At 66.8% G+C, this 23,836-nt stretch carries 18 protein-coding genes and 1 tRNA gene; 12 read left to right on the forward strand and 7 right to left on the reverse strand.

Going from position 1 to position 23,836, the window contains the following annotated elements:
- Positions 1–18 precede the first annotated feature (18 nt).
- A complete protein-coding gene (locus tag EX20_RS24635; RefSeq protein ID WP_011881774.1) occupies positions 19–1,485 on the forward strand; it encodes a flippase in 1,467 nt (488 codons plus the stop codon).
- On the forward strand, positions 1,482–3,935 hold the full coding sequence (locus EX20_RS24640) for a glycosyltransferase family 4 protein (protein ID WP_011881775.1): 2,454 nt from the start codon (positions 1,482–1,484) through the stop codon (positions 3,933–3,935). The genes EX20_RS24635 and EX20_RS24640 overlap by 4 nt, the downstream gene beginning before the upstream one ends.
- Positions 3,936–4,651: 716 nt before the next feature.
- Here the strand turns inward: EX20_RS24640 and EX20_RS24645 are convergent.
- Positions 4,652–5,827, reverse strand: coding sequence for an acyltransferase family protein (locus tag EX20_RS24645; protein WP_034195026.1), 1,176 nt, complete (start codon positions 5,825–5,827; stop codon positions 4,652–4,654).
- A 214-nt stretch (positions 5,828–6,041) separates the two neighbouring features.
- Here EX20_RS24645 and EX20_RS32630 point away from each other — a divergent pair, with 214 nt between their 5' ends.
- The gene (locus EX20_RS32630; protein ID WP_011881777.1) at positions 6,042–6,185 is read left to right on the forward strand and encodes a hypothetical protein; all 144 of its coding nucleotides are present in this window, start codon (positions 6,042–6,044) and stop codon (positions 6,183–6,185) included.
- A gap of 227 nt (positions 6,186–6,412) precedes the next feature.
- Positions 6,413–7,300, forward strand: coding sequence for a UTP--glucose-1-phosphate uridylyltransferase GalU (gene galU / locus EX20_RS24650; protein WP_011881778.1), 888 nt, complete (start codon positions 6,413–6,415; stop codon positions 7,298–7,300).
- 719 nt (positions 7,301–8,019) lie between these two features.
- Here galU and EX20_RS24655 read toward each other — a convergent pair.
- Positions 8,020–9,138, reverse strand: coding sequence for an acyltransferase family protein (locus EX20_RS24655; protein ID WP_034195027.1), 1,119 nt, complete (start codon positions 9,136–9,138; stop codon positions 8,020–8,022).
- Positions 9,139–9,418: 280 nt separating this feature from the next.
- Between EX20_RS24655 and EX20_RS24660 the strand changes: the two genes are divergently transcribed.
- Positions 9,419–9,868 carry an HU family DNA-binding protein gene (locus EX20_RS24660; protein ID WP_011881780.1) on the forward strand — a complete coding sequence of 150 codons (450 nt, stop codon included), beginning with the start codon at positions 9,419–9,421 and terminating at the stop codon, positions 9,866–9,868.
- Between the two features lie 231 nt (positions 9,869–10,099).
- On the opposite strand, the gene EX20_RS24665 is transcribed toward EX20_RS24660, so the two are convergent.
- The 4 genes from EX20_RS24665 to EX20_RS24675 all read right to left on the reverse strand — a co-directional run bounded on the left by EX20_RS24665 (position 10,100) and on the right by EX20_RS24675 (position 13,426).
- Positions 10,100–10,573 carry a VOC family protein gene (locus EX20_RS24665; RefSeq protein WP_034195028.1) on the reverse strand — a complete coding sequence of 158 codons (474 nt, stop codon included), beginning with the start codon at positions 10,571–10,573 and terminating at the stop codon, positions 10,100–10,102.
- A 355-nt stretch (positions 10,574–10,928) separates the two neighbouring features.
- Positions 10,929–12,095 (reverse strand): porin, encoded by a 1,167-nt coding sequence (locus EX20_RS24670; RefSeq protein ID WP_034195029.1) that lies wholly within the window; start codon positions 12,093–12,095, stop codon positions 10,929–10,931.
- 61 nt (positions 12,096–12,156) lie between these two features.
- Positions 12,157–12,411 carry a hypothetical protein gene (locus tag EX20_RS32255; protein WP_124260004.1) on the reverse strand — a complete coding sequence of 85 codons (255 nt, stop codon included), beginning with the start codon at positions 12,409–12,411 and terminating at the stop codon, positions 12,157–12,159.
- A gap of 82 nt (positions 12,412–12,493) precedes the next feature.
- Entirely contained in the window at positions 12,494–13,426 is a 933-nt protein-coding gene (locus EX20_RS24675) for a YihY/virulence factor BrkB family protein (protein WP_034195030.1), read from the reverse strand.
- A gap of 152 nt (positions 13,427–13,578) precedes the next feature.
- Between EX20_RS24675 and fdnG the strand changes: the two genes are divergently transcribed.
- From fdnG to EX20_RS24715, 7 genes are all read left to right on the forward strand, one after another.
- Positions 13,579–16,650, forward strand: a complete 3,072-nt coding sequence (fdnG, locus tag EX20_RS24685) for a formate dehydrogenase-N subunit alpha (RefSeq protein WP_080938618.1) — start codon at positions 13,579–13,581, stop codon at positions 16,648–16,650.
- 10 nt (positions 16,651–16,660) lie between these two features.
- Complete coding sequence (gene fdxH / locus EX20_RS24690; RefSeq protein ID WP_011881786.1) at positions 16,661–17,575, forward strand: formate dehydrogenase subunit beta; 915 nt, start codon at positions 16,661–16,663, stop codon at positions 17,573–17,575.
- Positions 17,572–18,198: a formate dehydrogenase subunit gamma gene (locus EX20_RS24695; RefSeq protein ID WP_011881787.1), complete on the forward strand. Its 627-nt coding sequence runs from the start codon at positions 17,572–17,574 to the stop codon at positions 18,196–18,198. The genes fdxH and EX20_RS24695 overlap by 4 nt, the downstream gene beginning before the upstream one ends.
- Positions 18,199–18,305: 107 nt before the next feature.
- Positions 18,306–19,256 carry a formate dehydrogenase accessory protein FdhE gene (fdhE, locus tag EX20_RS24700; RefSeq protein ID WP_014725170.1) on the forward strand — a complete coding sequence of 317 codons (951 nt, stop codon included), beginning with the start codon at positions 18,306–18,308 and terminating at the stop codon, positions 19,254–19,256.
- A 66-nt stretch (positions 19,257–19,322) separates the two neighbouring features.
- Positions 19,323–20,762, forward strand: coding sequence for an L-seryl-tRNA(Sec) selenium transferase (gene selA, locus EX20_RS24705; protein ID WP_034195033.1), 1,440 nt, complete (start codon positions 19,323–19,325; stop codon positions 20,760–20,762).
- The gene (selB, locus tag EX20_RS24710; RefSeq protein ID WP_034195063.1) at positions 20,759–22,687 is read left to right on the forward strand and encodes a selenocysteine-specific translation elongation factor; all 1,929 of its coding nucleotides are present in this window, start codon (positions 20,759–20,761) and stop codon (positions 22,685–22,687) included. The genes selA and selB overlap by 4 nt, the downstream gene beginning before the upstream one ends.
- 32 nt (positions 22,688–22,719) lie before the next feature.
- Positions 22,720–22,815, forward strand: a tRNA-Sec gene (locus EX20_RS24715).
- A gap of 196 nt (positions 22,816–23,011) precedes the next feature.
- Here the strand turns inward: EX20_RS24715 and EX20_RS24720 are convergent.
- On the reverse strand, positions 23,012–23,797 hold the full coding sequence (locus EX20_RS24720) for an enoyl-CoA hydratase-related protein (protein ID WP_034195034.1): 786 nt from the start codon (positions 23,795–23,797) through the stop codon (positions 23,012–23,014).
- Positions 23,798–23,836 lie beyond the last annotated feature (39 nt).

A 23,836-nucleotide genomic window follows, 5' to 3' on the forward strand; every position in this document is an offset into this window, starting at 1 on the left:
CGGCCGATAGGCAAGAGCATGGACAAAGGCATACTCAAGAACGTTTCGATCAACTTCATCGGGCTGATCCTGCCGACCTTCGTGTCGCTGGTCACGGTGCCTGCGTACATCCATGCACTCGGCGTGGAGCGCTACGGCGTCGTCAGCCTCGTGTGGACGCTGATCGGTTATTTCGGGATCCTCGATCTCGGGATGAGCATGGCCGCGCAGAACCACATCTCGAAGGCGCTCGCGAGCGGCGATGCGGCCGAAAGCGCGCGCGTGTTCTGGAGCGCGTTCTGGCTCAATCTCGGCACCGGCATCGCGGGCGGCCTGCTGATCTACTTCGGCGCGTTCGTCTATACCGCGTACTTCACGAAGGTGTCGGCGGCGATGCAGCACGAGGTGTATCTCGCGCTGCCGTGGCTCGCGCTCGCGATTCCGCTCGCGAACGTGTCGTGGGTGTTCGCCGGCGCGATCAACGGCGCGGAACGCTTCGGCGTGTTCAACACGAACCAGACGATCGGCACGTTCCTGTTCCAGCTGTTGCCGCTCGGCGCCGCGTGGTGGATCGCGCCGAACCTGCAGACGGTGCTCGCCGCGGCGGTGGTCGCGCGGCTGATCGCGGCGGTGATGCTCGGCCACGCGAGCATCAAGGTGCTCGGCATCCGCCGCATCGATCCGCCGCAGTGGGGCACCGCGAAAGGGCTGTTCAACTTCGGCGGCTGGATGCTGATCGCGAGCATGGCCAGCATGATCGCCGACACGCTCGACCGCGTGATGCTCGGCGCCGGCATGGGCGCGAAGTTCGTCACCTACTACACCGTGCCGCAGAACCTCGTCACGCGGCTCAACATGCTGCCGAACGCGCTGGTGCGCACGCTGTTTCCGCGCCTGTCGGCGGTCGGCCGCGATCACGCCGACACGCTCGCGCGCCAGTCGCTCGAATTCCTGAACGGCGTGTTCACGCCGGTCGGCATCGTCGCGATCTTCGCGCTCGCGCCGTTCCTGACGCTGTGGGTCGGCGCCGATCTCGCCGCGCATTCGGCGCCGGTCGGGCGCGTGCTGGTGATCAGCGTGTGGCTCGTCGGGCAGGCGAGCGTCACGCGCATCCTGATCCAGTCGCAGGTCAATCCGGCGCGCGCCGCGTTCGCGGGGCTCGTCGAAATGCCGTTCTTCGTCGGCGCGCTGTGGTTCGGCATTCATCACTTCGGGCTGATCGGCGCGGCGGTGGTCGTCGCCGTGCGCGCGCTGGTCGACTACGGCGTGCTGCTCTACCTGTCGGCCATCCGGATGCGCGCGATCGTGCTCGACATGCTCGCGCACCTCGCCTTCCTGCTCGCGAGCCTGCTGCTCGCGCAAACATGGTCGGGGCTCGGCGAGTCGATCGGCCTGTGCGCCGTCGTGCTCGTGCTGAACCTGGCGTGGTCGCTCACGATGACTCCTGGGCTGCGCGCGCTCGTGCGCGACCTGTTCGTCCGTCTCAATGCGAGGAAAACCGTATGAATCGCGATCTGGCGGAACACGCCTTGAACTTCGCCACGGCCGACGCGGCCGCGGCCGGCGATGCCGTACTGCGCCGCACCGAAGCGCCCGCTCGCGCGAGCGCACGCGATGCGTCGCGTCCGCTGCGCGTCGCGATCGTCCACGACTGGCTCGTCACGTATGCGGGCGCCGAGCGCGTGCTCGAACAGATCATCGCGTGCTTTCCCGACGCGGACCTGTTCAGCCTCGTCGATTTCCTCGACGACCGCGCGTTCGTGCGCGGCAAGCCCGTGACGACTTCGTTCATCCAGAAGCTGCCGTTCGCGCGCACCAAGTACCGCAGCTACCTGCCGCTGATGCCGCTCGCGATCGAGCAGCTCGACGTGTCCGACTACGACCTCGTGATCTCCAGCAGCCATGCGGTCGCGAAGGGCGTGCTGACCGGCCCGGACCAGCTGCACATCAGCTACGTGCATTCGCCGATCCGCTATGCGTGGGACCTGCAGCATCAGTATCTGGAGCAATCGAATCTGACGCACGGGCCGAAGTCGCTGCTCGCGCGGATGATCCTGCATTACATCCGCAACTGGGACACGCGCACCGCGAACGCGGTGGACGGCTTCATCGCGAACTCCGCGTTCATCGCGCGGCGCATCCGCAAGGTGTACCACCGCGACGCGGCGGTGATCTTTCCGCCGGTGGACGTCGACGGCTTCTCGCTGAACGACGTGAAGGACGACTTCTACCTGACCGCCTCGCGGATGGTGCCGTACAAGAAGATCGACCTGATCGTCGAAGCGTTTTCGCGCACGCCGGAGCGCAAGCTCGTCGTGATCGGCGACGGCCCCGAGATGCAGAAGATCCGCGCGAAGGCCGGCCCGAACGTCGAGATCATGGGTTACCAGCCGTTCGCGGTGCTGCATGACCGGATGCGGCGCGCGAAGGCGTTCGTGTTCGCGGCCGAGGAGGATTTCGGAATCTCGGTGGTCGAGGCGCAGGCGTGCGGCACGCCGGTCATCGCGTACGGCAAGGGCGGCGCGCTCGAAACGGTGCTCGAGCCGACCTCGCACGCGCATCCGACCGGGTTGTTCTTCGACGAACAGACGCCGCATGCGATCGTCGCGGCGGTCGACGAGTTCGAGCGGGCGCCGCAGCGCTTCGCGCCGCGTGCGTGCCGCGCGAACGCCGAGCGCTTCTCCGCCGACACGTTCAGGCAGCGCTTTCTCGACTACGTCGAGGCGGCGCTGCCGGGCTCGACCGCGCAGCGCAGCACGGCCGTCGCGCCGCTGCCGGTCGCGCGCGGCCCGGCGACGCTCGTGCTGGACCAGAGCGGCGTGCTCGGCGGCGCGGAGCTGTCGCTGCTGGAGATCATGAAGCACATGCGCGCGAACGCCGACGTGCTGCTGTTCGACGACGGCCCGTTTCGCGCGGCGCTAGGCGAGATCGGCGCGCGCGTCGACGTGCTCGACCAGGGCGCGCTGGCCGGCGTGCGCAAGCAGGGCGGCGTGTCGGCCGGCGCGTTGAAGCAGCTCGTCGCGCTCGTGCGCAACGTGGCGCGGCGCGCGCGCCGTGCGGAAGTGATCTACGCGAACACGCAGCGCGCGATGGTGGTCGCGGCGCTGGCCGGGCGGCTCGCGCGCAAGCCGGTGGTCTGGCATCTGCGCGACATCGTCAGCGGCGACCATTTCGGCGGCAAGCAGCTGAAAGCGATCAAGTATTGCGCGCGGTTCGGTATCACGCGCGTGATCGCGAACTCGGACGCGTCCGCGCAGGCGTTCCGTGCGTTGACCGGCTTCACGCCGCAGCACGTCGACGTGGTGTTCAACGGCATCTCGGCCGGACCGTTCGACGCGCTGGAGAACGTCAGCCAGGCCGCGCTGCGCGCGCGCTTCGGGCTGCCGGAGCACGCGTGGCTGGTGGGCTCGTTCAGCCGGCTCGCGCACTGGAAGGGGCAGCATCTGCTGCTGGAGGCCGCGACGCGCCATCCCGACATGCACGTCGTGCTGGTCGGCGCGCCGCTGTTCGGCGAGGACGAGTACGCGGCGCAGCTGCACGAGACGGTCGCGCGGCACCGGATGGGCGATCGCGTGCACTTCCTCGGCTTCCAGCGCGACGTGGCCGCATGCATGAAGGCGGTCGACATGGTCGCGCACACGTCGATCACGCCGGAGCCGTTCGGGCGCGTGATCGTCGAGGGGATGCTGGCGCGGCGGCCGGTGGTCGCGGCGCGGGCGGGCGGCGTCGTCGAGATCATCGAGGACGGCGAGAACGGCTTGCTGTGCGAGCCCGGCAACGCGGCCGCGCTGGCCGATGCGCTCGGCAGGCTCAAGCACGACGGCGCGCTGCGCGAGCGGCTGGTCGCGAGCGGGCGGGCGACCGCGGTGCGCCGGTTCGGCACCGAAACCTATGTCGAGCGGGTCGAGAAGATCCTCGCCGATACGGCGAAGGCGGCGAAGGCGAAGAAGCGCTAGGCGCGAGGCGTCGAGGCGTGTCGATTCTTGTCGGCACGAGGCGGCGAGGAGGGGCCCTCATGCAGTGGTGCGCTGCATGAGGGCCTCTTGTTGTTTGGCGCGCACGATGCGGCGCGCGGGGCGTCATCGTAGCCGTAGTCGAAGATGCGCAACGCCGGCTCGTCGATCGGTGCTCTCTCGGCGGGTGCGGTTTTGCTTCTGGTTCCGCTTTGGTTTCTATGTGCCGCGTCGGGGCAGCCGACGCGTGGCTGTGGGCGGGAGCGAGTGGTCGTTTGCGGGGTAGCACGAGACGCGGCCGGAAGGCGGCGCTGATGCAGAGCCGGCTCGGTCCGCCTCTGGGGCAACAGCGGCAACAGCGGCAACAGCGGCAACAGCGGCAACAGCGGCAACAGCGGCAACAGCGGCAACCCCGGCAACCCCGGCAACCCCGGCAACCCCGGCAACCCCGGCAACCCCGGCAACTGCCGTGCAGCGGTCCGGCCGGCGTCGCGGCGGTTCCGCGTGGCGCCTGCATGCACGTGCGTGGAGCTTGCGCGCCGGCGTGTGCATGCTATCCAAGCGTACGCAGGACAGCATGCCATCCAAGCCCAGCGCTTCGCCGACGCTGCAAGCGCCATCTGTCCGCCCCATCGCGACGCACCTTGGCGGGCGGATCGCCGCGCTGCCGCTGAAACGGCGCCGCCCGGCCGAAGTCGGGCCGAGCGGGAGTGCCGCGTTCAGGCAGCCTGTTCGGGCGTCGGCGCGACGGCGCGCGCCGTACGCGCGGGCTTGAGGCTCGCCGACCACGTCATCGCCGGGCGTTCGAACAGCCGGTAGAACAGATACGCGACCGGAATCGCGGCGGCCATGAAGCCGAACGACGGCCAGATCGACAGCTGCAATTCCGAGTGGAACAGCACCGAGCCGAGGCACACGAACAGCGGCAGGTGGACCAGATACAGCGAATAGCTGAAGTCGCCGAACCAGCCGAGCAGCCGCAGCAGCGGCGTCGGGCGCGGCGGGCACGCGAGCGCGCGGTACAGGAAGCACGCGAAGCCGGCCGCCCACAGCTGGAACGCGCCGTACTGGCCGAAGTGGAACGCGCCGCAACCGGCGGCGAGCAACAGCGCGGCCGCGCCGTACCACCAACGCGACGGCACGGCGGTCGCGCCGCGCGCGGGCTGGGCGCGCACGTCGGCGATCCACGCGCCGACCGTCCACGACAGCCAGTACGACGTGAAGAACTGCAGATCGTGCCGCTCGAGCAGCCACGCCGACGCGACGTTCACCAGCGCGACGGCCGCCACGATCGTCGGCATCCCGACGCGTCGGCGCAGCGCGAACAGCAGCGGATAAATCACATAGAACTGCACCTCGAGCGACAGCGTCCACAGCGCGCCGTTCGAGCCGTACGTGTAGCCCGCGACGCCCTGCAGCGACAGCAGGTTCACGACGAATGCGCTGAGCCCGATGTCGCGGATCTTGTGGCTGACCGGCGCGATCTGCAGGCTGATCGCATCCATCGCGAGCGTGAACAGCAGCGCGGCGAGCAGCACCGGATAGATGCGCGCGAAGCGGCGCGCCCAGAAGTTCGGCGCATCGAGCCGGTAGGCCGGGTTGGCCGCGAGCTTGAGCGCCGCGTTGCGGTGTATGCAGTAGCCGCTGATCACGAAGAAGATCGGCACGCCGGCCGACCCCCACGCGAACGGGAACGTCAGATAGCCGACGATCACGCTCGGGTCGAGCGCGTGGCCGTAAGCGCGATGGAAGCCTTGCATGCCGACCCAGACGACCTGCCGGCAATGAAAATAGGCGACGAGCAGCGCCGCGAACCCGCGCATCGCGTCGATCACGTGTTCCTTGTGATCGGCGACGGGCGGCGCAGTCAAAGGCGATCCGCTGAATGCTTGCATGCGATTCGAATCCTTGCGACGGATGAAGGGGATGGTCCGATCGTAATGCGCAAGAATTCGAGCGAATCAATAAAAAAATCCCGCCGGCGAATAACCGTATTTCGGATCGTGGTTTTATATCGGGGTGAAAGCGGGTTCGGACGGGGTGCAATTATTTGCGGATTTTTTTCTGATAGTTTGAAGCTCCGGATGATTGATGCAAAGGAGCGGCAAGATGGATATGCATTGGATCGCGAGCGCAGCGGTACTGCTGGTCATGGCCGTGCTGTCGGCCTACCGCGAGGCGCTGAAGAACGAGCCGATTCGCCCCGGCGTCGAACGGGGCGGCGTCCCGTATATCGAGGAATTCGAATCGTAACTATTTGTATCCGGAGAATCGGTAATTTGTTTCCGTAGCGATGCCGTATGCGGCAATATCGACCGGATTATGAATTATCGGTTTTCCGGATGGCCGGATAATCGGTCCATATCGAAAACATGCGGATTGGAATTGGCCGCGCCGCCGGTTCCCGATAAACCGCCCGCAAAACATTCGCGCCGGGTCGCTGGGCGACGCGGCGCATTCAACGCAATCAGGATGCGAACATGTTGAAAGTCACCAAGGCCGTGTTCCCCGTTGCCGGTCTCGGCACGCGGTTCCTCCCAGCAACGAAGGCGAGCCCGAAGGAAATGCTGCCTGTCGTGGACAAGCCGCTGATCCAGTACGCGGTCGAGGAAGCGATCAACGCAGGTATCACGGAGATGATCTTCGTGACGGGGCGCAGCAAGCGCGCGATCGAGGATCATTTCGACAAGTCATACGAAATCGAGGCCGAACTCGAGGCGCGCGGCAAGGAAAAGCTGCTCGAGCTCGTGCGCGGTATCAAGCCGAGCAACGTGGACTGCTTCTACGTGCGTCAGCCGGAAGCGCTCGGGCTCGGCCATGCGGTGCTGTGCGCGGAAAAGCTCGTGCACGGCGAGCCGTTCGCGGTGATTCTCGCGGACGATCTGCTGCACGGCGAGCAGCCGGTGCTCAAGCAGCTCGTCGACGTGTTCGACCACTACCACAGCTCGGTGATCGGGGTCGAGACGATCGCGCGCGAGGACAGCCGTTCGTACGGCGTCGTCGAGGGCCGCGAATGGGAGGAGGACATCATCAAGCTGGCGGGCATCATCGAGAAGCCGGCGCCGGAAGATGCGCCGTCGAACCTCGGCGTGGTCGGCCGCTACGTGTTCATGCCGACGATCTTCGATCATCTGCGCCGGATCAAGCCGGGCGCGGGCGGCGAGCTGCAGCTCACCGACGCCGTGCAGTCGCTGCTCGCGAACGAACAGGTGCTCGCGTACCGCTACTACGGCACGCGTTTCGATTGCGGCAGCAAGCTCGGCTACCTGAAGGCGACCGTCGAGTTCGCGCTTCAGCATCCGGAAGTGAGCCGCGAATTCGAGGCGTATCTGCGTACCTGTCTGCCGGCGCTCGCTGCCGTCGCATAAGTAGCCGCGCTCCTTTCGCTGTTTCAGGTGGTGGTTGTTCCGTTGGCCCCGGCCGCTTCGCGCGCCGGGGCATTTTTGCGTGCGTGCGTGCGATGCGGTGGCAACGGTGGGGTGGTGGGCGCGTCATGCGCGCGGTCGATCGGCCGCTGTCCGGGGGAGTGGGCTACGCGTGCGGCTGCCGGGCCGCTGCGTTGCGTGTCGCGACCGGCTGCGCGCCGCGGGGTGGGGTGCGTGGCGGGTGCGCGCGTCGGGACGCGCACATGGGGGCACACACGTCCGCACGGACATGTCGGGAGACACACGTCGGGGCGGCCACGTCGGGACACGCACGCCGAGCCTACCCGGCGGGACACACGCGTCGGGACGCATATGTCGGAACCCACCTGTCGGGTCGGCCGTGTCGGGACACACACATCGGGACGAGCACGTGGGCGCGCGTGTAGGGATGCACCCGTCAGGGACGGCCACGTTGGGATACGCACATCGGGACGCAACTGTCGGGCGCGTATGCCGGGACGCACATCTCGCGATGCACCCGTCGAACCGCGCACGTCGAGCCGCATCCGCCGGCGCGCACGGCGGGATGCGCATGTCGGTTCGAGCACGTCGGCACGGAACCCGTACGCAACAAATCCATCGCGGCAACGTTAGGCAGGCTCGCTATCAACCGCCCACCGCGCCGCGCGATCGCAGCACCGCCACCGCGGCCCGGTATTCCGTCAGCGCGCAGACGCGCTCGGCCGCGCGACGAAGTACCGCGCGAGCATCGCGGCGATCGGCTTCTTGAAGTCGAGCAGGCGCTTTTCGAGGTAGCGCCACGACAGATGAGCGAGCAGCACGGCGAGCGCGAACTGCAGCAGCTCGGGCAGCGCGTCGCGCACGAACGCGGGCATCGGCACGCGCGCGAACAGCGCGGGGTTCGTGCCGAAGCGCGCCGGCACCAGGTTGTGGAACAGGTAGAAGCCGTAGCTGATCGTGCCGAGGTAGACGAGCGGCGCCCAGTCGAGCAGCGCGACGGCCGGATGGTCCGGCTCGGTGACGATCCACAGCATCAGCGAGCCGAGCGACGCCGACAGGCCGAGATCCGCGAGCCCCGTGACGACGTCCGGCAGCGGCGTGAGCGCGGGCAGCGCGAGAAAGAACACGACGCCCGCCGCGCCGACCCATCCCGGCGGCACGCGACGCAGGACGCCGCGGCCGTGATCCGCGAGCGCCATCGCGCCCACGCCGCCTAGTGCGATCAGCGCGAAATTCCACGGCGAAAACGCGTAGATCAGCACCGGCGATGCATCGACCGCATACAGCGCGAGATGCGCGAGCGCACACAGCGCGACGGCCGCGACGCCGAGCGCGACATGGCGCGCGGCCGGCACCGCGAGCAGCGTGAGCGGCGCGATCAGATAGAACTGCTGCTCGACCGCGAGGCTCCAGAAGTGCGACGTGGAGCCCGGCCAGCCGTCCTTGACGACGCCGATCCAGTAATTGGACAGGAACGTCGCGTGCCACGCGAGGCCGAGTTTGACGCCGCGCTGGTAGAACAGCGCGTGCGCGATCGCGAGCGCGGCGAGCAGCAGGTAGTAGACGGGAAAGATCCGCAGCGCGCGCTTCGCGAGGAACAGCGCGAGCGCATGACGGCGCGTCATCGTGCCGCATTCGATCGCCTGACGGTTGCGATGCAGTTCGCCGACGATCAGGAATCCGCTGATGAAGAAGAACGTCCACACACCGAGCTTGCCCACGTCGACGGCGAGGACGTGGCCCTTGTGGGACAGGAAAACGAGAATGACGGCGATGGCTCGCAGGCCGTCGAGTCCTTTGACGTATCTGACTTCGCGCATGAAGGCATCCGGGGCACTGAGCGAGGCCAGTATAGGTGCGCAAATATCGAACGTAATTCGCGTTCGGCTGCGTTCGAGCACTGCGTTCGACGCATACGTGCAGGCGTTTTTCGATGCTCGAACGTCGGCGAAGTCGGTCGAGCGCAACAAAACCTGCGGGAAACCCCGCGAAAACGCACAAAAGTACTCCACGAAGCGTCGACGCGCTTGTAGAATCCGGCGTTGAAGCGCGCGCGTTGCACGCTTCGTGTATCCAACGACCACACCTGGTAGGAGAAACATGGCGACTTCCGCAAAAAAGGTGGCCAAGAAGGCTGCCGCACCGGCCACCAAGAAAGTGGCTGCCAAAAAGGCTGCGCCCGCGAAGAAAGTAGTGGCCAAGAAGGCTGCCGCGAAGGCAGCACCGGCCGCTCCGACGCCGCTGAAGGACAAGTTCACGAAGGCATCGCTCGCAACGCACATCGCTGAGCGCGCAGCTGTCGAAGTGAAGGCGGTCAAGGCAGTGCTCGTCGCACTCGAGAACGTCGTGCTGGGCTCGATCCACAAGAAGGGCGCGGGCGAATTCACGCTGCCGGGTCTGCTGAAGATCACGGCGCAAGTCGTGCCGGCGAAGAAGAAGCGCTTCGGCAAGGATCCGTTCTCGGGCGAAGAGCGCTGGTTCCCGGCGAAGCCGGCCAGCGTGCGCGTCAAGGCACGTGCGCTGAAGAAGCTGAAGGACGCCGCTGCGTAATGCAGCGTGACGGTCGCCGCGTCCACGCCGGCGACCGTTGCAACGTCCGACGATCCCCGTACGCGAAAGCGTGCGGGGATTTTTCATTGATGGCGTCGGCCGCGCGGCCGATCGTGTGCGGCACGACGCGATGCGCTCGCGCCGACCGATGCGCTCGCGCGCGCTGCGCACGTAGCGAACGCGACGCGCTGCAGTATGCAGTAGCCGGCGGCACGCGCGCGGCGGCTGGCGTCAGTTCGCCGTGCCGGCGTAGGTAGCCTGCAACGCGGCAACGTCGAACTTCGTCATCTGCATCATCGCGGCGGCCACGCGCCCGGCCTTGACCGTGTCGCGATCGGCCATCATCGGGATCAGCGCGTCCGGCACGATCTGCCACGACACGCCGAACCGGTCGCGCAGCCAGCCGCAGCCGTCGGCGGTGCCGCCGTTGTCGAGCAGCGCGCTCCAGTAGCGGTCGAGCTCGGCCTGGTCCGCGCAACTGACCATCAGCGAAACCGTGTGGTTGAACGTCTCGGTGCGCGGATGGCTCATCGCGATGAACGGCTGGCCGAACAGTTCGAATTCGACCATCCGCGTGCCGGCGGTCCCCTGTACCGCGGTGACGCGCACGACCCGCGAGTTCGGGAAAATGCCCGCATAGAACGCCGCGGCCTCTTCGGCTTCGGTCGTATACCAGAGGAACGGCGTGATCTTCTGAATCGTCATCGAGCGTCTCCTGTCAGGTGTCGGGGAAGGCTGGCAATTCGCCTCCCGCCATCGTTACGACGCACGACGTACGTCGAAATCGACAGCTGGCAGCATACGCGGTTCAGGTTCGGGCGGACGCCGGCAACACGTAGTGCCGGGCACGGGTTCGGCATGCGCTCAGGCACGCGACAGACGGCCCGAGCGCCGCTGTCGAACGCCGCCGATACTGTCCGTCACAGGACGCGCATCGGGCGGCCGACATCGCGCCGCCACGCACGGGACGAAAAAAAACCAGCCGCGGCCGAAGCCGGGGCTGGTTTTGCAGTTCGGCGACATGGCGTCGAAGACGCCATGCACACCGGAAACGTACTTCTTAGAACTTGTGGCGCAGGCCGAGTGCGACGATTTCCTGCGAGCTCGTGCCGGCGACGCCGTACGAGCCGATCGACGCTTGCGCATCGCTGCCGTCCGAGTTCTTGCCGCTGGCGTGCTGGTACGCGCCAACCAGGTAGACGTCCGTGCGCTTCGACAGCGAGTAGTCGGCGCCGAGCGAAACCTGATGGTACTTGCCGTTGTTGTTGCCGTTGCCCTTCGTGTAGATGTAGCCGAGGCCCAGCAGCAGCGGTGCCGATGCCTGGTACGTGACGAATGCGCGACCCGTGTTGTACTTCTGGTTCGTGCCGAACGTCGAGTTCGCGTCTGCCTTGTACTGTGCGTTGCTGTAGCCGGCGCCAACCGTGACCGGGCCGAACGCGTACTGCGCGGCAACCTGAGCGATGCCGATCGACGACGCCGAGCGGAATGCGTTGTTGATGACCGACGAGCCCGAATCACCGTCGAAGATCTCGTCCGACGTGCCCGCCCAGCCCACACGCTTGCCGGTGGTCGGATCCAGGCCTGCCGAGTTGCTTGCGTGGAAGTAGCCTGCAGCCACGCCGAGCGGGCCGTTGTTGTAGGCTGCTGCCGCTGCCCACGTCTGGCCCTTGCCGGTTGCGCCAGCGACGCCGCCAAGTGCGTACATGCCTTCGAATTGCAGACCGCCCCAGACCGGCGACGTGTACTTGATCGCGTTGCTGACGCGCAGGCTGTTGTCGTTGTTGTCGACGTCGCCCGGCGTAGCGAACACGCTGCCGAAGTAGTTGTCAGCCGTCACTGCCTGAACCAGGTCGACCAGCGGGTCGTACTGGCGGCCGAGCGTCAGCGTACCGTACTGGTCGCTCTGCAGACCGACGAATGCCTGGCGGCCGAACATGCGCTGGCCTTGGCCCAGTGCGCCGTTCGTCGAGTTGAAGCCGTTTTCCACCTGGAAGATTGCCTTCAGGCCGCCACCGAGGTCTTCGGTACCCTTCAGGCCCCAGCGGGCACCTTGCAGGTTGCCGCTGCCCATCGACCACGAATTGTTGCCTTGACCAGCGTTACCGTGAATGTAGGTGATCGACGTGTCGATCACGCCGTACAGCGTGACGCTCGATTGAGCGTGAGCGGCGCCGGCTGCGCCCAGCAGGGCCAGCGACAGGGTCGAGAGAGCAAGTTTCTTCATCGTTGAGTATCTCCACGCAAGTGATTCGTGATTCGTTATTTGTTGCGGATTGGAGAATAGCTCAGTGCAATACGGGCAAGAAAGCCCAAAAAATAAAGTGTCTCCAAAAGGTAACAGAGCGAAAAAATCCATATATATCAAGCACATCAACAACTGTTCCTGTTTTTGAAACAGTTGACAAGTTGTGCGCTGCGATTGTTGCAACAGTTGATGCGCCGTGCAGCAACAGCACGTATTTCGCCGTTGTGTGCACAGAAATCGAAGTGTGCAAACGTTTGCCGATGCAGATGGCGGCGGCACGCGATGCAAACGGCATCTCAACGCGTCACGAAAGGGGCGACGGCGCGGGGCTTGCGAAACGCTGCGCGTTCGCGTAATGGCACGCGGCCGCTACGGCGTCAGTTGCCGGGCGCGCGCTTGGCGGGAGGCTGCGGCGGCGCCGATGCAGCGGGCAGCGGGTCGCCGCGGCGATGCGCATCGCCGCGCGCGGCCGCGAATTCAGCCCCGAGCAGCAGCACGGCCGCCGAGAAGTACAGCCACATCAGCAGCACCGCGAACGACCCGGCCGCACCGAACGCGCTCGCCGTGCCGGCCCGCGCCAGATACAGCGCGAACAGCTTCTTGCCGCCAGAGAACAGGATGGCCGACACGACTCCGCCGACCATGGCGTCGCGCCACGCGACGCGCGCGTCGGGCAGGAACTTCATCAACGCGGCGAACGCGCCGGCCAGCACCGCGATGCCGACGAAGAACTGCAGCACGTTGGTGATGAATACGTATGGCGAATCGCCGAGCAGCCACGTGCCGACGAACGTGATCGCCGTGTCGAGCACCAGCGAAACGATCAGCAGGAAAGCGACGCCGAGCACGAGCCCGAACGACACCAGTCGCACGCGCACGAGCCCGAGCATGCTCGACCAGCGGTTTTCGGTGCTCGGCCAGATCACGCTCAGCGCGGTGTTCAGCGACGCGAACGTCGCCGACGCGCCGATCGCGAGCGCCGCGAACGAAATCAGCGTGGCGATGCCGCCGCTGCTGCCCGCGCGATGCGCGTTCTGCACGATCGTTTGGATGCTGGCCGCCGCATCGTCGCCGATCAGCTGGTGCGCCTGCTCGAACACCTGGCCGCGGGCGGCGTCGTCGCCGAAGAACCAGCCGGCCACCGCGATCACCATCACGAGCGTTGGCGCGAGCGAGAACGCCGAGAAGAACGCGATGCTGGCGGCCATCGCCGAGCAGCGGTCGGAGGAGAAGCGCTTGAACGCGTTGAGTGCCCAGTTCGCCTGCTGCTGCGCGAGACGGGTGGCTTCGGACGTGATCGGTCGTTTCATGACGGTTCGGTCTGTTGATGAACGCGGGTGAACGCGGGGCGTCGGTGGAGCGGGCATATCGGTATTGATCCGAGGATTCGATCATAGTTGCCTGAACTGTCTATAATTCCTTTCAGCTTCACCCCAACCCCACAAAAACGCCCGAGACCACCATGCTACAAATGTCCCGGCGCCAGTTCCTGAAGGTGACGGCCACGTCGCTTGCCGGATCGAGTCTTGCCCTGCTGGGCTTTTCTCCGACGCAAGCGCTCGCCGAAGTCCGACAGTACAAGCTGGCGCGCACAGTCGAAACGCGCAACACCTGTCCGTATTGCTCAGTCGGTTGCGGCATCCTGATGTACGGCCTCGGCGATGGCGCGAAGAACGCGCAGTCGAGCATCATCCACATCGAAGGCGACCCCGACCATCCGGTCAATCGCGGCACGCTGTGCCCGAAGGGTGCGAGCCTGATCGACTTCATCCACAGCCCGAACCGCCTGACGCGTCCCGAGTACCGCGCGCCGGGCTCGGACACGTGGCAGCCCATCTCGTGGAGCGACGCGCTCGACCGCATCGCGAAGCTGATGAAAGCCGACCGCGACGCGAACTTCGTCGAGACGACCGACGACGGCGCCAGGGTCAACCGCTGGCTGACCACCGGCATGCTGGCCGCATCGGCGGGCAGCAACGAAGTCGGCTACCTGACGCACAAGGCTGTGCGCAGCCTCGGAATGCTCGTATTCGACAATCAGGCGCGTGTCTGACATGGCCCGACGGTGGCAGGTCTTGCCCCGACGTTTGGCCGTGGAGCGATGACGAACCATTGGGTCGACATCAAGAACGCGGACGTGATTCTCGTGATGGGCGGCAATGCAGCCGAGGCCCATCCGTGCGGTTTCAAGTGGGTGACGGAGGCGAAGGCGCACCGCAAGGCGCGACTGATCGTCGTCGACCCGCGCTTTACGCGTACGGCGTCGGTCGCCGACTATTACGCGCCGATCCGCACCGGCACCGACATCGTCTTTCTGGGCGGCGTCATCAACTATCTGCTGACGAACGACAAGATCCAGCATGAGTACGTGAAGAACTACACGGACTTCTCGTTCATCGTGCGCGAGGATTTCGCGTTCAACGACGGCATCTATTCCGGCTACGACGCCGAGAAGCACGCGTACCCCGACAAGTCCAGCTGGGACTACGAGCGCGGCGACGACGGCTTCGTGAAGGTCGACCCGACGCTGCAGCATCCGCGCTGCGTCTACAACCTGCTGAAGCAGCACTACGGGCGCTATACGGCCGAGCTCGTCCAGCAGGTGTGCGGCACGCCGAAGGAGAAATTCCTGAAGGTGTGCGAGATGCTCGCGACCACGGCCGTGCCCGGCCGCGCCGGCACGGTGCTGTACGCGCTCGGCTGGACCCACCATTCGATCGGCGCGCAGATCATCCGCACCGGCGCGATGGTGCAGCTGCTGCTCGGCAACATCGGCATCGCCGGCGGCGGGATGAACGCGCTGCGCGGCCACTCGAACATCCAGGGGCTGACGGATCTCGGGTTGATGTCGAACCTGCTGCCCGGTTACATGACGCTCCCGATGCAGGCCGAGCAGGACTTCGACGGCTATATCAAGAAGCGCGCGCAGCAGCCGCTGCGGCCGAACCAGCTCAGCTACTGGAAGAACTACAAGGCGTTCCACGTCAGTTTCATGAAGTCGTGGTGGGGCGACGCGGCCAGCGCCGACAACAACTGGGCGTACGACTACCTGCCGAAGCTCGACAAGCAGTACGACCTGCTGCAGGCAATCGAGCTGATGAGTGCCGGCAAGATGAACGGCTACATCTGCCAGGGCTTCAACCCGCTCGCGGCCGCGCCGTCGAAGGCGAAGACGGCCGCCGGGCTCGCCAGGCTGAAGTGGCTGGTGGTGATGGACCCGCTCGCGACCGAGACGTCCGAATTCTGGAAGCCGCACGGCGATTTCAACGACGTCGACGCGTCGAAGATCCAGACCGAGGTGTTCCGGCTGCCGACCACGTGCTTCGCCGAGGAGAACGGCTCGCTCGTCAGTTCGAGCCGCGTGCTCCAATGGCACTGGAAGGGCGCGGAGCCGCCGGGCGAGGCGCGCAGCGATCTCGAGATCATGTCGGGGCTGTTCCTGCGGATGCGCAAGATGTATCAGGCGGAGGGCGGCAAGTATCCGGACCCGATCGTGAACCTCACGTGGCCGTACGCGAACCCGGAGAGCCCGACGCCCGAAGAACTGGCGATGGAGTTCAACGGCCGTGCGCTCGCCGACTTGCCCGACCCGAAGGATCCGACGAAGACGCTCGTGAAGAAGGGCGAGCAGCTCGCCGCGTTCGCGCAGCTGAAGGACGACGGCACGACCGCGAGCGGCTGCTGGATCTTCTGCGGCGCGTGGACGCAGGCCGGCAACCAGATGGCGCGACGCGACAACGCCGATCCGACCGGCATCGGCCAGACGCTGAACTGGGCGTGGGCGTGGCCGGCCAACCGGCGGATCCTGTACAACCGCGCGTCGTGCGACGTGAGCGGCAAGCCGTTCGACCCGACCCGCAAGCTGATCGGCTGGAACGGCAGCGCGTGGAAGGGCGCCGACGTGCCGGACTTCAAGGCCGACGAGCCGCCGGAGAACGGGATGGGGCCGTTCATCATGAATCCGGAAGGCGTCGCGCGCTTCTTTGCGCGCGCGGCGATGAACGAAGGCCCGTTCCCCGAGCACTACGAGCCGTTCGAGACGCCGCTCGCCGCGAACCCGCTGCACCCCGACAACCCGCAGGCGCTGAACAACCCGGCCGCCCGCGTGTTCGCGGACGACCGCGCGTCGTTCGGCAAGGTGTCGGAGTTCCCGCACGTCGCGACGACGTACCGCCTCACCGAGCATTTCCATTACTGGACCAAGCATGCGCGGCTGAACGCGATCATCCAGCCCGAGCAATTCGTCGAGATCGGCGAAGACCTCGCGAAGGAAGTCGGCGTCGCGCACGGCGATCGCGTGAAGGTGTCGTCCAAGCGCGGCTACATCGTCGCGGTCGCGCTCGTCACGAAGCGGATCAAACCGCTGACGATCGACGGCAAGAAGGTCCAGACGGTCGGCGTGCCGTTGCACTGGGGCTTCAAGGGAGTTGCGAAGCCCGGCTATCTCGCGAACACCCTGACTCCGTCCGTCGGCGACGGCAACTCGTACACACCGGAATTCAAGTCGTTCCTGGTGAAGGTCGAAAAGGCGTAAGGGGAAAGAGATGGCATTGCAATCGCTGGATATCAAGCGCGTCTCGGCCACCACGACGCCGCCGCCCACGGCGCGCGAACCGGTGACCGGGAGCGTCGCGAAGCTGATCGACGTATCGAAGTGCATCGGCTGCAAGGCGTGCCAGACGGCGTGCATGGAGTGGAACGACCTGCGCGACGAGGTCGGCACCAACGTCGGCGTCTACGACAATCCGGCCGACCTGTCGGAGCACTCGTGGACGGTGATGCGGTTCGCCGAATACGAGAACCCGGCCGGCGACCTCGAGTGGCTGATCCGCAAGGACGGCTGCATGCACTGCGAGGACCCGGGCTGCCTGAAGGCGTGCCCGTCGCCGGGCGCGATCGTGCAGTACAACAACGGGATCGTCGATTTCCACGAGGAGAACTGCATCGGTTGCGGCTATTGCGTGACCGGCTGCCCGTTCAACGTTCCGCGGATCTCGAAGAAGGACCATCGCGCGTACAAGTGCACGCTGTGTTCCGATCGCGTCGCGGTCGGCCAGGAGCCGGCGTGCGTGAAGACCTGCCCGACCGGCGCGATCGTGTTCGGCACCAAGGAGGACATGAAGCAGCACGCGGCCGAGCGCATCGAGGACCTCAAGGAGCGCGGCTTCGAGCATGCGGGGCTGTACGACCCGCAGGGCGTCGGCGGTACGCACGTGATGTACGTGCTGCACCACGCGGACAAGCCGTCGCTGTACCACGGGCTGCCCGACAATCCGTCGATCAGCCCGATGGTGAAGCTCTGGAAGGGCATCGCGAAGCCGCTCGCGGTCGCCGGGCTCGCGCTCACCGCGCTGGCCGGGTTCTTCCATTACACGCGGGTCGGTCCGAACGAGGTCAGCGACGACGAGGAAGCCGCCGCCCGCGACGAGGCGCGACGCATCAAGGAGGACGCGAAATGAAGCACGACGACCCCAACCTGATCGTCCGCTACACGCCGAACGAGCGGAGCAACCACTGGATCACCGCGATCACGTTCGTGCTGCTCGCGCTGTCCGGGCTCGCGCTGTTCCATCCGTCGATGTTCTGGCTCACCGCGCTGTTCGGCGGCGGCCAGTGGACGCGGATTCTGCATCCGTTCGTCGGCGTCGTGATGTTCGTGTCGTTCGCGATTCTCGTGGTGCGCTTCTGGCATCACAACGTGCTCGACGCGGACGATCGGCAATGGCTGAAGCAGATCGGCGACGTGGTGAACAACCGGGAGGACCGGCTGCCGCCGGTGGGGCGCTATAACGCCGGACAGAAGCTGCTATTCTTCACGCTGGTGGCTTGCCTGCTGCTGCTCCTGCTGTCCGGGATCGTGATCTGGCGTCGCTATTTCTCGTTCTACTTCCCGATCGGCGTGATCCGCGCGGCGGCCGTCGTGCATGCGGCGGCGGCGTTCGTGCTGATTGCGAGCATCATCGTGCACATTTACGCGGCGTTGTGGGTGAAAGGCTCGATCGGCGCGATGGTGCGCGGCACCGTCACGCTGGGCTGGGCCCGCAAGCATCACCCGAAGTGGTTCCGTGAGAGCGTGAAGTAGCGCATCGGCGCGCACGCCACGCCGGCTTCGGCGTGGCGTTGCGCGAACCGCAGGAATCGCCCCCGAAGCGCCGATTCGTCGGCGCTTGTTTTTTGGAAGACATACTCGTGACACAACGCATTCTCGAGCCGACCGAGATCTCGGCACTCGATCATTCGGCCATTCCGCGCTTTCGTCTGCCGGAGCGCGGCTCCGTGTTTGCGGCGCGCGCCGCGCGGCTGCGCAAGCTCGCCGACCTGAACCCGATCAGCGGCTATCTGCGGCTGATGGCGACCGTGGCCGACGCGCAGCACGCGACGCTGCAGGCGCTGAACCTGCCGCTGCCGTCGCCCGAGGCGATCGCACGCGCGCAGCAGCATTCGATGCCGCTCGTGCCGGCGCTCGACGGCGAACGCAATCCGCAGTGGCGGGCCGTGCTGTACGAGCTGCTCGATCGCGTCGAAAGCGCCGGGCTCGTCAATCCGTCGCTCGCGAAGCTGCTCGACCGGCTGCGCCTGACGGCGCCCGCCGAACTCGACGCGCAGGCCGACGCGATCCTCGCGCTGCGCTTCGCCGAAGTCGACCCGGCCACCGCGCCGTTCCTGATGGCCGCGCTGCAGGTCGTGTGGACCGACCTCGCGAGCCGCGTCGCGCCAGCCGACGTGCCGTATCTCGACCAGCCCGGCTTGTGCCCGGTGTGTGGCACGCATCCGGTCGCGAGCGTCGTGCGCGTCGGCGGCCAGTTCCAGGGCTACCGCTTCCTGCAATGCGGGCTGTGCACGACCGAGTGGCACATGGTGCGCACCAAGTGCTCGCACTGCGATTCGACCAAGGGCATCGCGTACCACGGGATCGAGGGCGGTAGCGAAGCGGTGAAGGCCGAATCGTGCGACGAATGCAAGACCTATCGCAAGATCGGCTATCAGGAGAAGGACTACGAATTCGAGCCGCTCGCCGACGATCTCGCGAGCCTCACGCTCGACCTTCTGATGAACGAAGCCGGCTACCAGCGCAGTTCGCCGAACCCGCTGCTGTGGCCCGACGTGTCGCGCGAAGCGGACGCCGACCGAGCCGACTGAGCGCATGACACCGCAGCCGGCCGCGCGCCGGCTGCGGGCCGCGCATCGAAATGGAGCCACTTCGACGTGACCGAACCCGGTTTGAATGAACTGAATGCCGTCCTCGCGCGCGTGCCGTCGGTGGAGCGCGTGTTGTCGTCGGCGCCGCTGCAGCCGCTGCTCGCCGACTACGGCCGCACGCGCGTGCTGAACGCGGTGCGCGCCGAGCTCGAACGCTGGCGCAGCGACGCTCGCAACGATCCTGCCGCGGCCGAGCCGCTCGACGAGGCGCGCATCGCCGCCGCCGTCGCGCGCACGCTCGCCGCGCAGAGCGCGAGCGCGGTGCGGCCGGTATTCAATCTGACCGGCACCGTGCTGCACACGAACCTCGGGCGCGCGCTGTTGCCGGACGACGCGGTGCGCGCGGTAGTCGACGCGCTCACGCAGCCCGTCAACCTCGAATTCGATCTCGCGACCGGCCGTCGCGGCGACCGCGACGACCTGATCGACGCGCTGCTGTGCGAGCTGACCGGCGCGGAAGCCGCGACCGTCGTCAACAACAATGCCGCAGCGGTGCTGCTCGCGTTGTCGGCGCTGGCCCCGAAGCGCGAAGTGATCGTGTCGCGCGGCGAGCTGGTCGAGATCGGCGGCGCGTTCCGGATTCCCGACATCATGAGCCGCGCGGGCGCGAAGCTGCGCGAGGTCGGCACGACCAACCGCACGCATCTGCGCGATTACGCGGACGCGATCGGCCCTCGCACCGCGCTGCTGATGAAGGTGCATTGCAGCAACTATGCGATCAGCGGCTTCACGCGCGAAGTGGCGCTCGCCGAACTCGCGCCGCTCGCGCGCGAGCACGGGCTGCCGGTCGCGGTCGATCTCGGCAGCGGTACGCTGGCCGATCTGACGCAATGGGGCTTGCCGCACGAGACCACCGTGCAGGAGACGATCGCGGCCGGCGCGAACCTCGTCACGTTCAGCGGCGACAAGCTGCTCGGCGGTCCGCAGGCCGGCCTGATCGCCGGCGACCGCGCGCTGATCGCGAAGATCAAGAAGCATCCGCTCAAGCGTGCGCTGCGCGTCGGCAAGCTGACGCTCGCCGCGCTCGAACCGGTGCTGCGGCTCTACCAGGCGCCCGAATTCCTGCGCGAGCGGCTCACGACGCTGCGCCTGCTGACGCGGCCGCAGCGCGACATCGTCGCCGCTGCCGAGCGCCTGCGCGCGCCGCTGCAGGCGGCGCTCGGCAGCGGCTACGACGTGCAGGTCGAGCCGATGTTCAGCCAGATCGGCAGCGGTGCGCTGCCGGTCGACCAGTTGCCGAGCGCCGGGCTCGTCGTGCGCACGCCGGACGGCAAGCGCGGCGGCCGGGCGCTCGCGCAGCTGGAGAAGCGGCTGCGCGAATGGCCGCGGCCGGTGATCGGCCGGATCGCCGACAACGCGCTGCGGCTCGACCTGCGCTGCGTCGAAGCCGCCGACGAAGCGGTCCTCGTCGCGCAATGCGTGCAGATCGCGGGGCCGGCTGCATGATCGTCGGCACTGCGGGACATATCGACCACGGCAAGACAACGCTCGTGCGCGCGCTCACGGGCGTCGACACCGACCGGCTGAAGGAGGAGAAGGCGCGCGGCATCTCGATCGAGCTCGGCTATGCGTACACGCCGCTCGAGAACGGCGACGTGCTCGGCCTGATCGACGTGCCCGGCCACGAGAAGCTGATCCACACGATGGCGGCCGGCGCGTGCGGGATCGATTTCGCGCTCGTCGTGATCGCCGCCGACGACGGCGTGATGCCGCAGACCCGCGAGCATCTCGCGATCCTGCAATTGCTCGGCGTCACGCATGGCGCGGTCGCGCTGACGAAGTGCGATCGTGTCGACGCCGCGCGCGTGGGCGCCGTGCGCGACGAGATCGCCGCGTGGCTGCATGGTTCGACGCTCGACGGCGCGCCGGTGTTCGACACGTGCGCGACGCGCGCGGACGACGCCGGCGTCGCCGCATTGAAACGTCACCTCGCCGACGCGGCGTTCGCGTGGCGCGCGCGCCGCGACGACGGGCTGTTCCGGCTCGCCGTCGATCGCGTGTTCACGCTCGCCGGGCAGGGCACCGTCGTGACGGGCACCGCGTTCGCGGGCCGCGTGACGACCGGCGACACGCTTGCGATCGTGCGCACCGGCCGCGCGGCACGCGTGCGCAGCATCCATGCGCAGAATCGGCCGGTGGACACCGGCCATGCGGGCGAGCGCTGCGCGCTGAACCTGGCCGGCGTCGAGAAGGCGGACGTCGAGCGCGGCGATACCGTCGCCGATGCGCGGCTGGTCGCAACGTCGCCGCGGCTCGACGTCGAATTGACGCTGCTCGCCGATGCGGGATTGACGCTGACGCACTGGGCGCCGCTGCACGTGCATCTCGGCACGCTGCATCGCGTCGCGCACGTCGCGCTGCTCGACGGCGACATGCTCGCGGCCGGGCAGCGGATGCGCGTGCAACTGGTGTTCGACGAGCCGGTGTTTGCGCTGCCGGGCGATCGCTTCATCGTTCGCAACCCGCAGGCGACGCGCACGGTCGGCGGCGGCCGCGTGCTCGATCCGTTCGGCCCGGCGCGCAAGCGGCGCACGCCGGCGCGCCGCGCGTGGCTGGACGCGCTCGCGACGTGGCTCGATGAAGGGCGGCTCGATGCATTGCTCGCACAGGCGCCGCTCGGGATCGCGCGCGCGACGCTCACGCACCTGACGGGTTTCGCGCCTGACGCATTGGCGTTGCCGACGGACGCGCTGTCGATCGGTCAGCGCGAGCGCGGTGCGTCGAACGACGGCACCGTGATCGCGCGTGCGCACTGGCAGGCGTTGCAGGCGCGCGCGATCGACACGCTGCGCGCGTATCACGAGCGCGTGCCGGACGACCAGGGGCTCGATGCGGCGCGGCTGCGGCGCATGGCTGCGCCGCTGGTCAGCGATGCGCTGTGGCGTGCGCTGGTCGATGCGCTGGTGGATGGCGGCGACGTGACCCGCAGCGGGCCGTGGCTGCATTTGCCGACGCATGCGGTGAGCTTCGATGCCCGCGAGGACGCGCTGGCGCAACAACTGTTGCCGCCGATTCATGCGGGGCGTTTCGATCCGCCATGGGTGCGCGATCTCGCGCGCGAGACGGGCACGGCCGAGGACGCCGTGCGCGCGCTGTTGCGCAAGCTCGCGCGGCGCGGCGACGTGCATCAGGTCGTGCGCGATCTGTTCTATCACGCGGAGGTCGTGCGCGAGCTGGCCGCGCTCGTTGCGGAACTCGCGCCGATGCACGGCGGCGGCCTCGATGCGGCGACGTTTCGCGATGCGACCGGGCTCGGCCGCAAGCGTGCGATCCAGATTCTCGAGTTCTTCGACCGGGTTGGGTATACTCGCTTTCACCGCGATCTGCACTTCCTGCGGCCCGATAGCGGTTGGGCCGGTATTCAGGCGTAGGCGCTCGTCGGTTTTCCTGATTTTTCCCGCACGGAAGGCATTCGTATCCGGTGGTACGGCCGGACTTCAAATCCGGTTGGGGGTGTCAGACGCTCCCGGGTCAGTTCGACTCTGGCTGCCTTCCGCCAGTCAACGCTTGTCGCGCATTCCGCGCGACTTCCGTAAATGCGCCTCAGGCCGCTAATGCCGCTCAGTTGAGTAACTGAACGGCATTTTCGTTTTACGAAGAGCGCGGTAGTAGAGGCTGCCCTGAGATGTCGACTTTTCGGCACGATGCTGAGCTTGCGAATATGCCATCACCGCGCCGGCGACATCATCAGAGCGTCATTTCGACTGGAACGTCGGTGCGCGCTTGTCGAGAAAAGCCGCCGTACCTTCGGCCTTGTCCTCCGTCGCCGTGCACACCGCGAACAGCGCACGCTCGAGGCTCAAGGCCTGCTCGAGGCTCGCCTCGACCCCCTGGTTGACGGCCGTGATGGCGAGCCGCGTTGCGATGGGAGCATTCGCGGCGATCTGATTCAGAATCTGCTCCGCGCGCGCGATCAACTTGTCCGCTTCCACCACCTCGTTGACGAGGCCGATGCGATGCGCTTCGTTGGCGTCGATGAGCGCCGCGGTCAGGATCAGCTGCATCGCGATTCCCTTTCCGACGAGCCGCGGAAGCCGCTGGGTACCGCCGAAGCCCGGAATGATGCCGAGCTTGACCTCCGGCTGTCCGAACTTGGCATGTTCGGATGCGATGCGCATGGTGCAGGCCATGGCCAGCTCGCAGCCGCCGCCCAGCGCGAATCCGTTCACAGCGGCGATGACCGGCTTGCCGAGCGTCTCGATCAGATTCATGGTCGAATGCCCGAGCCCTGCAAATTTCTCCGCGGCGACGGCCGACAGTGCGGCGATCTCGGAGATGTCAGCGCCTGCGACGAACGCCTTGTTTCCCGAGCCCGTTACGATCACGCCATGAACGGCATCGTCGTCGCGTGCGTCCTCGAAGGCCGCGGTGATTTCAGTGAGCGTCTGGAAATTCAGCGCGTTCAACGATTTGGGGCGATCGACGGTGACGTACGCAATACCCGACTTCTTTTCGTATTGGATGTTCTGGAAATTCGACATGTTCGAAGAGCTCGACTTGAGTGTATGAGGATGCGTGTG

It is taken from the genome of Burkholderia sp. WP42, from assembly GCF_000745665.1.
In the GTDB taxonomy this organism is placed as follows: domain Bacteria; phylum Pseudomonadota; class Gammaproteobacteria; order Burkholderiales; family Burkholderiaceae; genus Burkholderia; species Burkholderia vietnamiensis.

Excerpts from the sequence above, each read along its gene's own strand:
- EX20_RS24635 (WP_011881774.1), top strand. The coding sequence starts at position 19 with ATGGACAAAGGCATACTCAAGAACGTTTCGATCAACTTCATCGGGCTG.
- EX20_RS24640 (WP_011881775.1), top strand. The coding sequence starts at position 1,482 with ATGAATCGCGATCTGGCGGAACACGCCTTGAACTTCGCCACGGCCGAC.
- EX20_RS24645 (WP_034195026.1), bottom strand. The coding sequence starts at position 5,827 with ATGCAAGCATTCAGCGGATCGCCTTTGACTGCGCCGCCCGTCGCCGAT.
- EX20_RS32630 (WP_011881777.1), top strand. The coding sequence starts at position 6,042 with ATGGATATGCATTGGATCGCGAGCGCAGCGGTACTGCTGGTCATGGCC.
- galU (WP_011881778.1), top strand. The coding sequence starts at position 6,413 with ATGTTGAAAGTCACCAAGGCCGTGTTCCCCGTTGCCGGTCTCGGCACG.
- EX20_RS24655 (WP_034195027.1), bottom strand. The coding sequence starts at position 9,138 with ATGCGCGAAGTCAGATACGTCAAAGGACTCGACGGCCTGCGAGCCATC.
- EX20_RS24660 (WP_011881780.1), top strand. The coding sequence starts at position 9,419 with ATGGCGACTTCCGCAAAAAAGGTGGCCAAGAAGGCTGCCGCACCGGCC.
- EX20_RS24665 (WP_034195028.1), bottom strand. The coding sequence starts at position 10,573 with ATGACGATTCAGAAGATCACGCCGTTCCTCTGGTATACGACCGAAGCC.
- EX20_RS24670 (WP_034195029.1), bottom strand. The coding sequence starts at position 12,095 with ATGAAGAAACTTGCTCTCTCGACCCTGTCGCTGGCCCTGCTGGGCGCA.
- EX20_RS32255 (WP_124260004.1), bottom strand. The coding sequence starts at position 12,411 with ATGCCGTTTGCATCGCGTGCCGCCGCCATCTGCATCGGCAAACGTTTG.
- EX20_RS24675 (WP_034195030.1), bottom strand. The coding sequence starts at position 13,426 with ATGAAACGACCGATCACGTCCGAAGCCACCCGTCTCGCGCAGCAGCAG.
- fdxH (WP_011881786.1), top strand. The coding sequence starts at position 16,661 with ATGGCATTGCAATCGCTGGATATCAAGCGCGTCTCGGCCACCACGACG.
- EX20_RS24695 (WP_011881787.1), top strand. The coding sequence starts at position 17,572 with ATGAAGCACGACGACCCCAACCTGATCGTCCGCTACACGCCGAACGAG.
- selB (WP_034195063.1), top strand. The coding sequence starts at position 20,759 with ATGATCGTCGGCACTGCGGGACATATCGACCACGGCAAGACAACGCTC.
- EX20_RS24720 (WP_034195034.1), bottom strand. The coding sequence starts at position 23,797 with ATGTCGAATTTCCAGAACATCCAATACGAAAAGAAGTCGGGTATTGCG.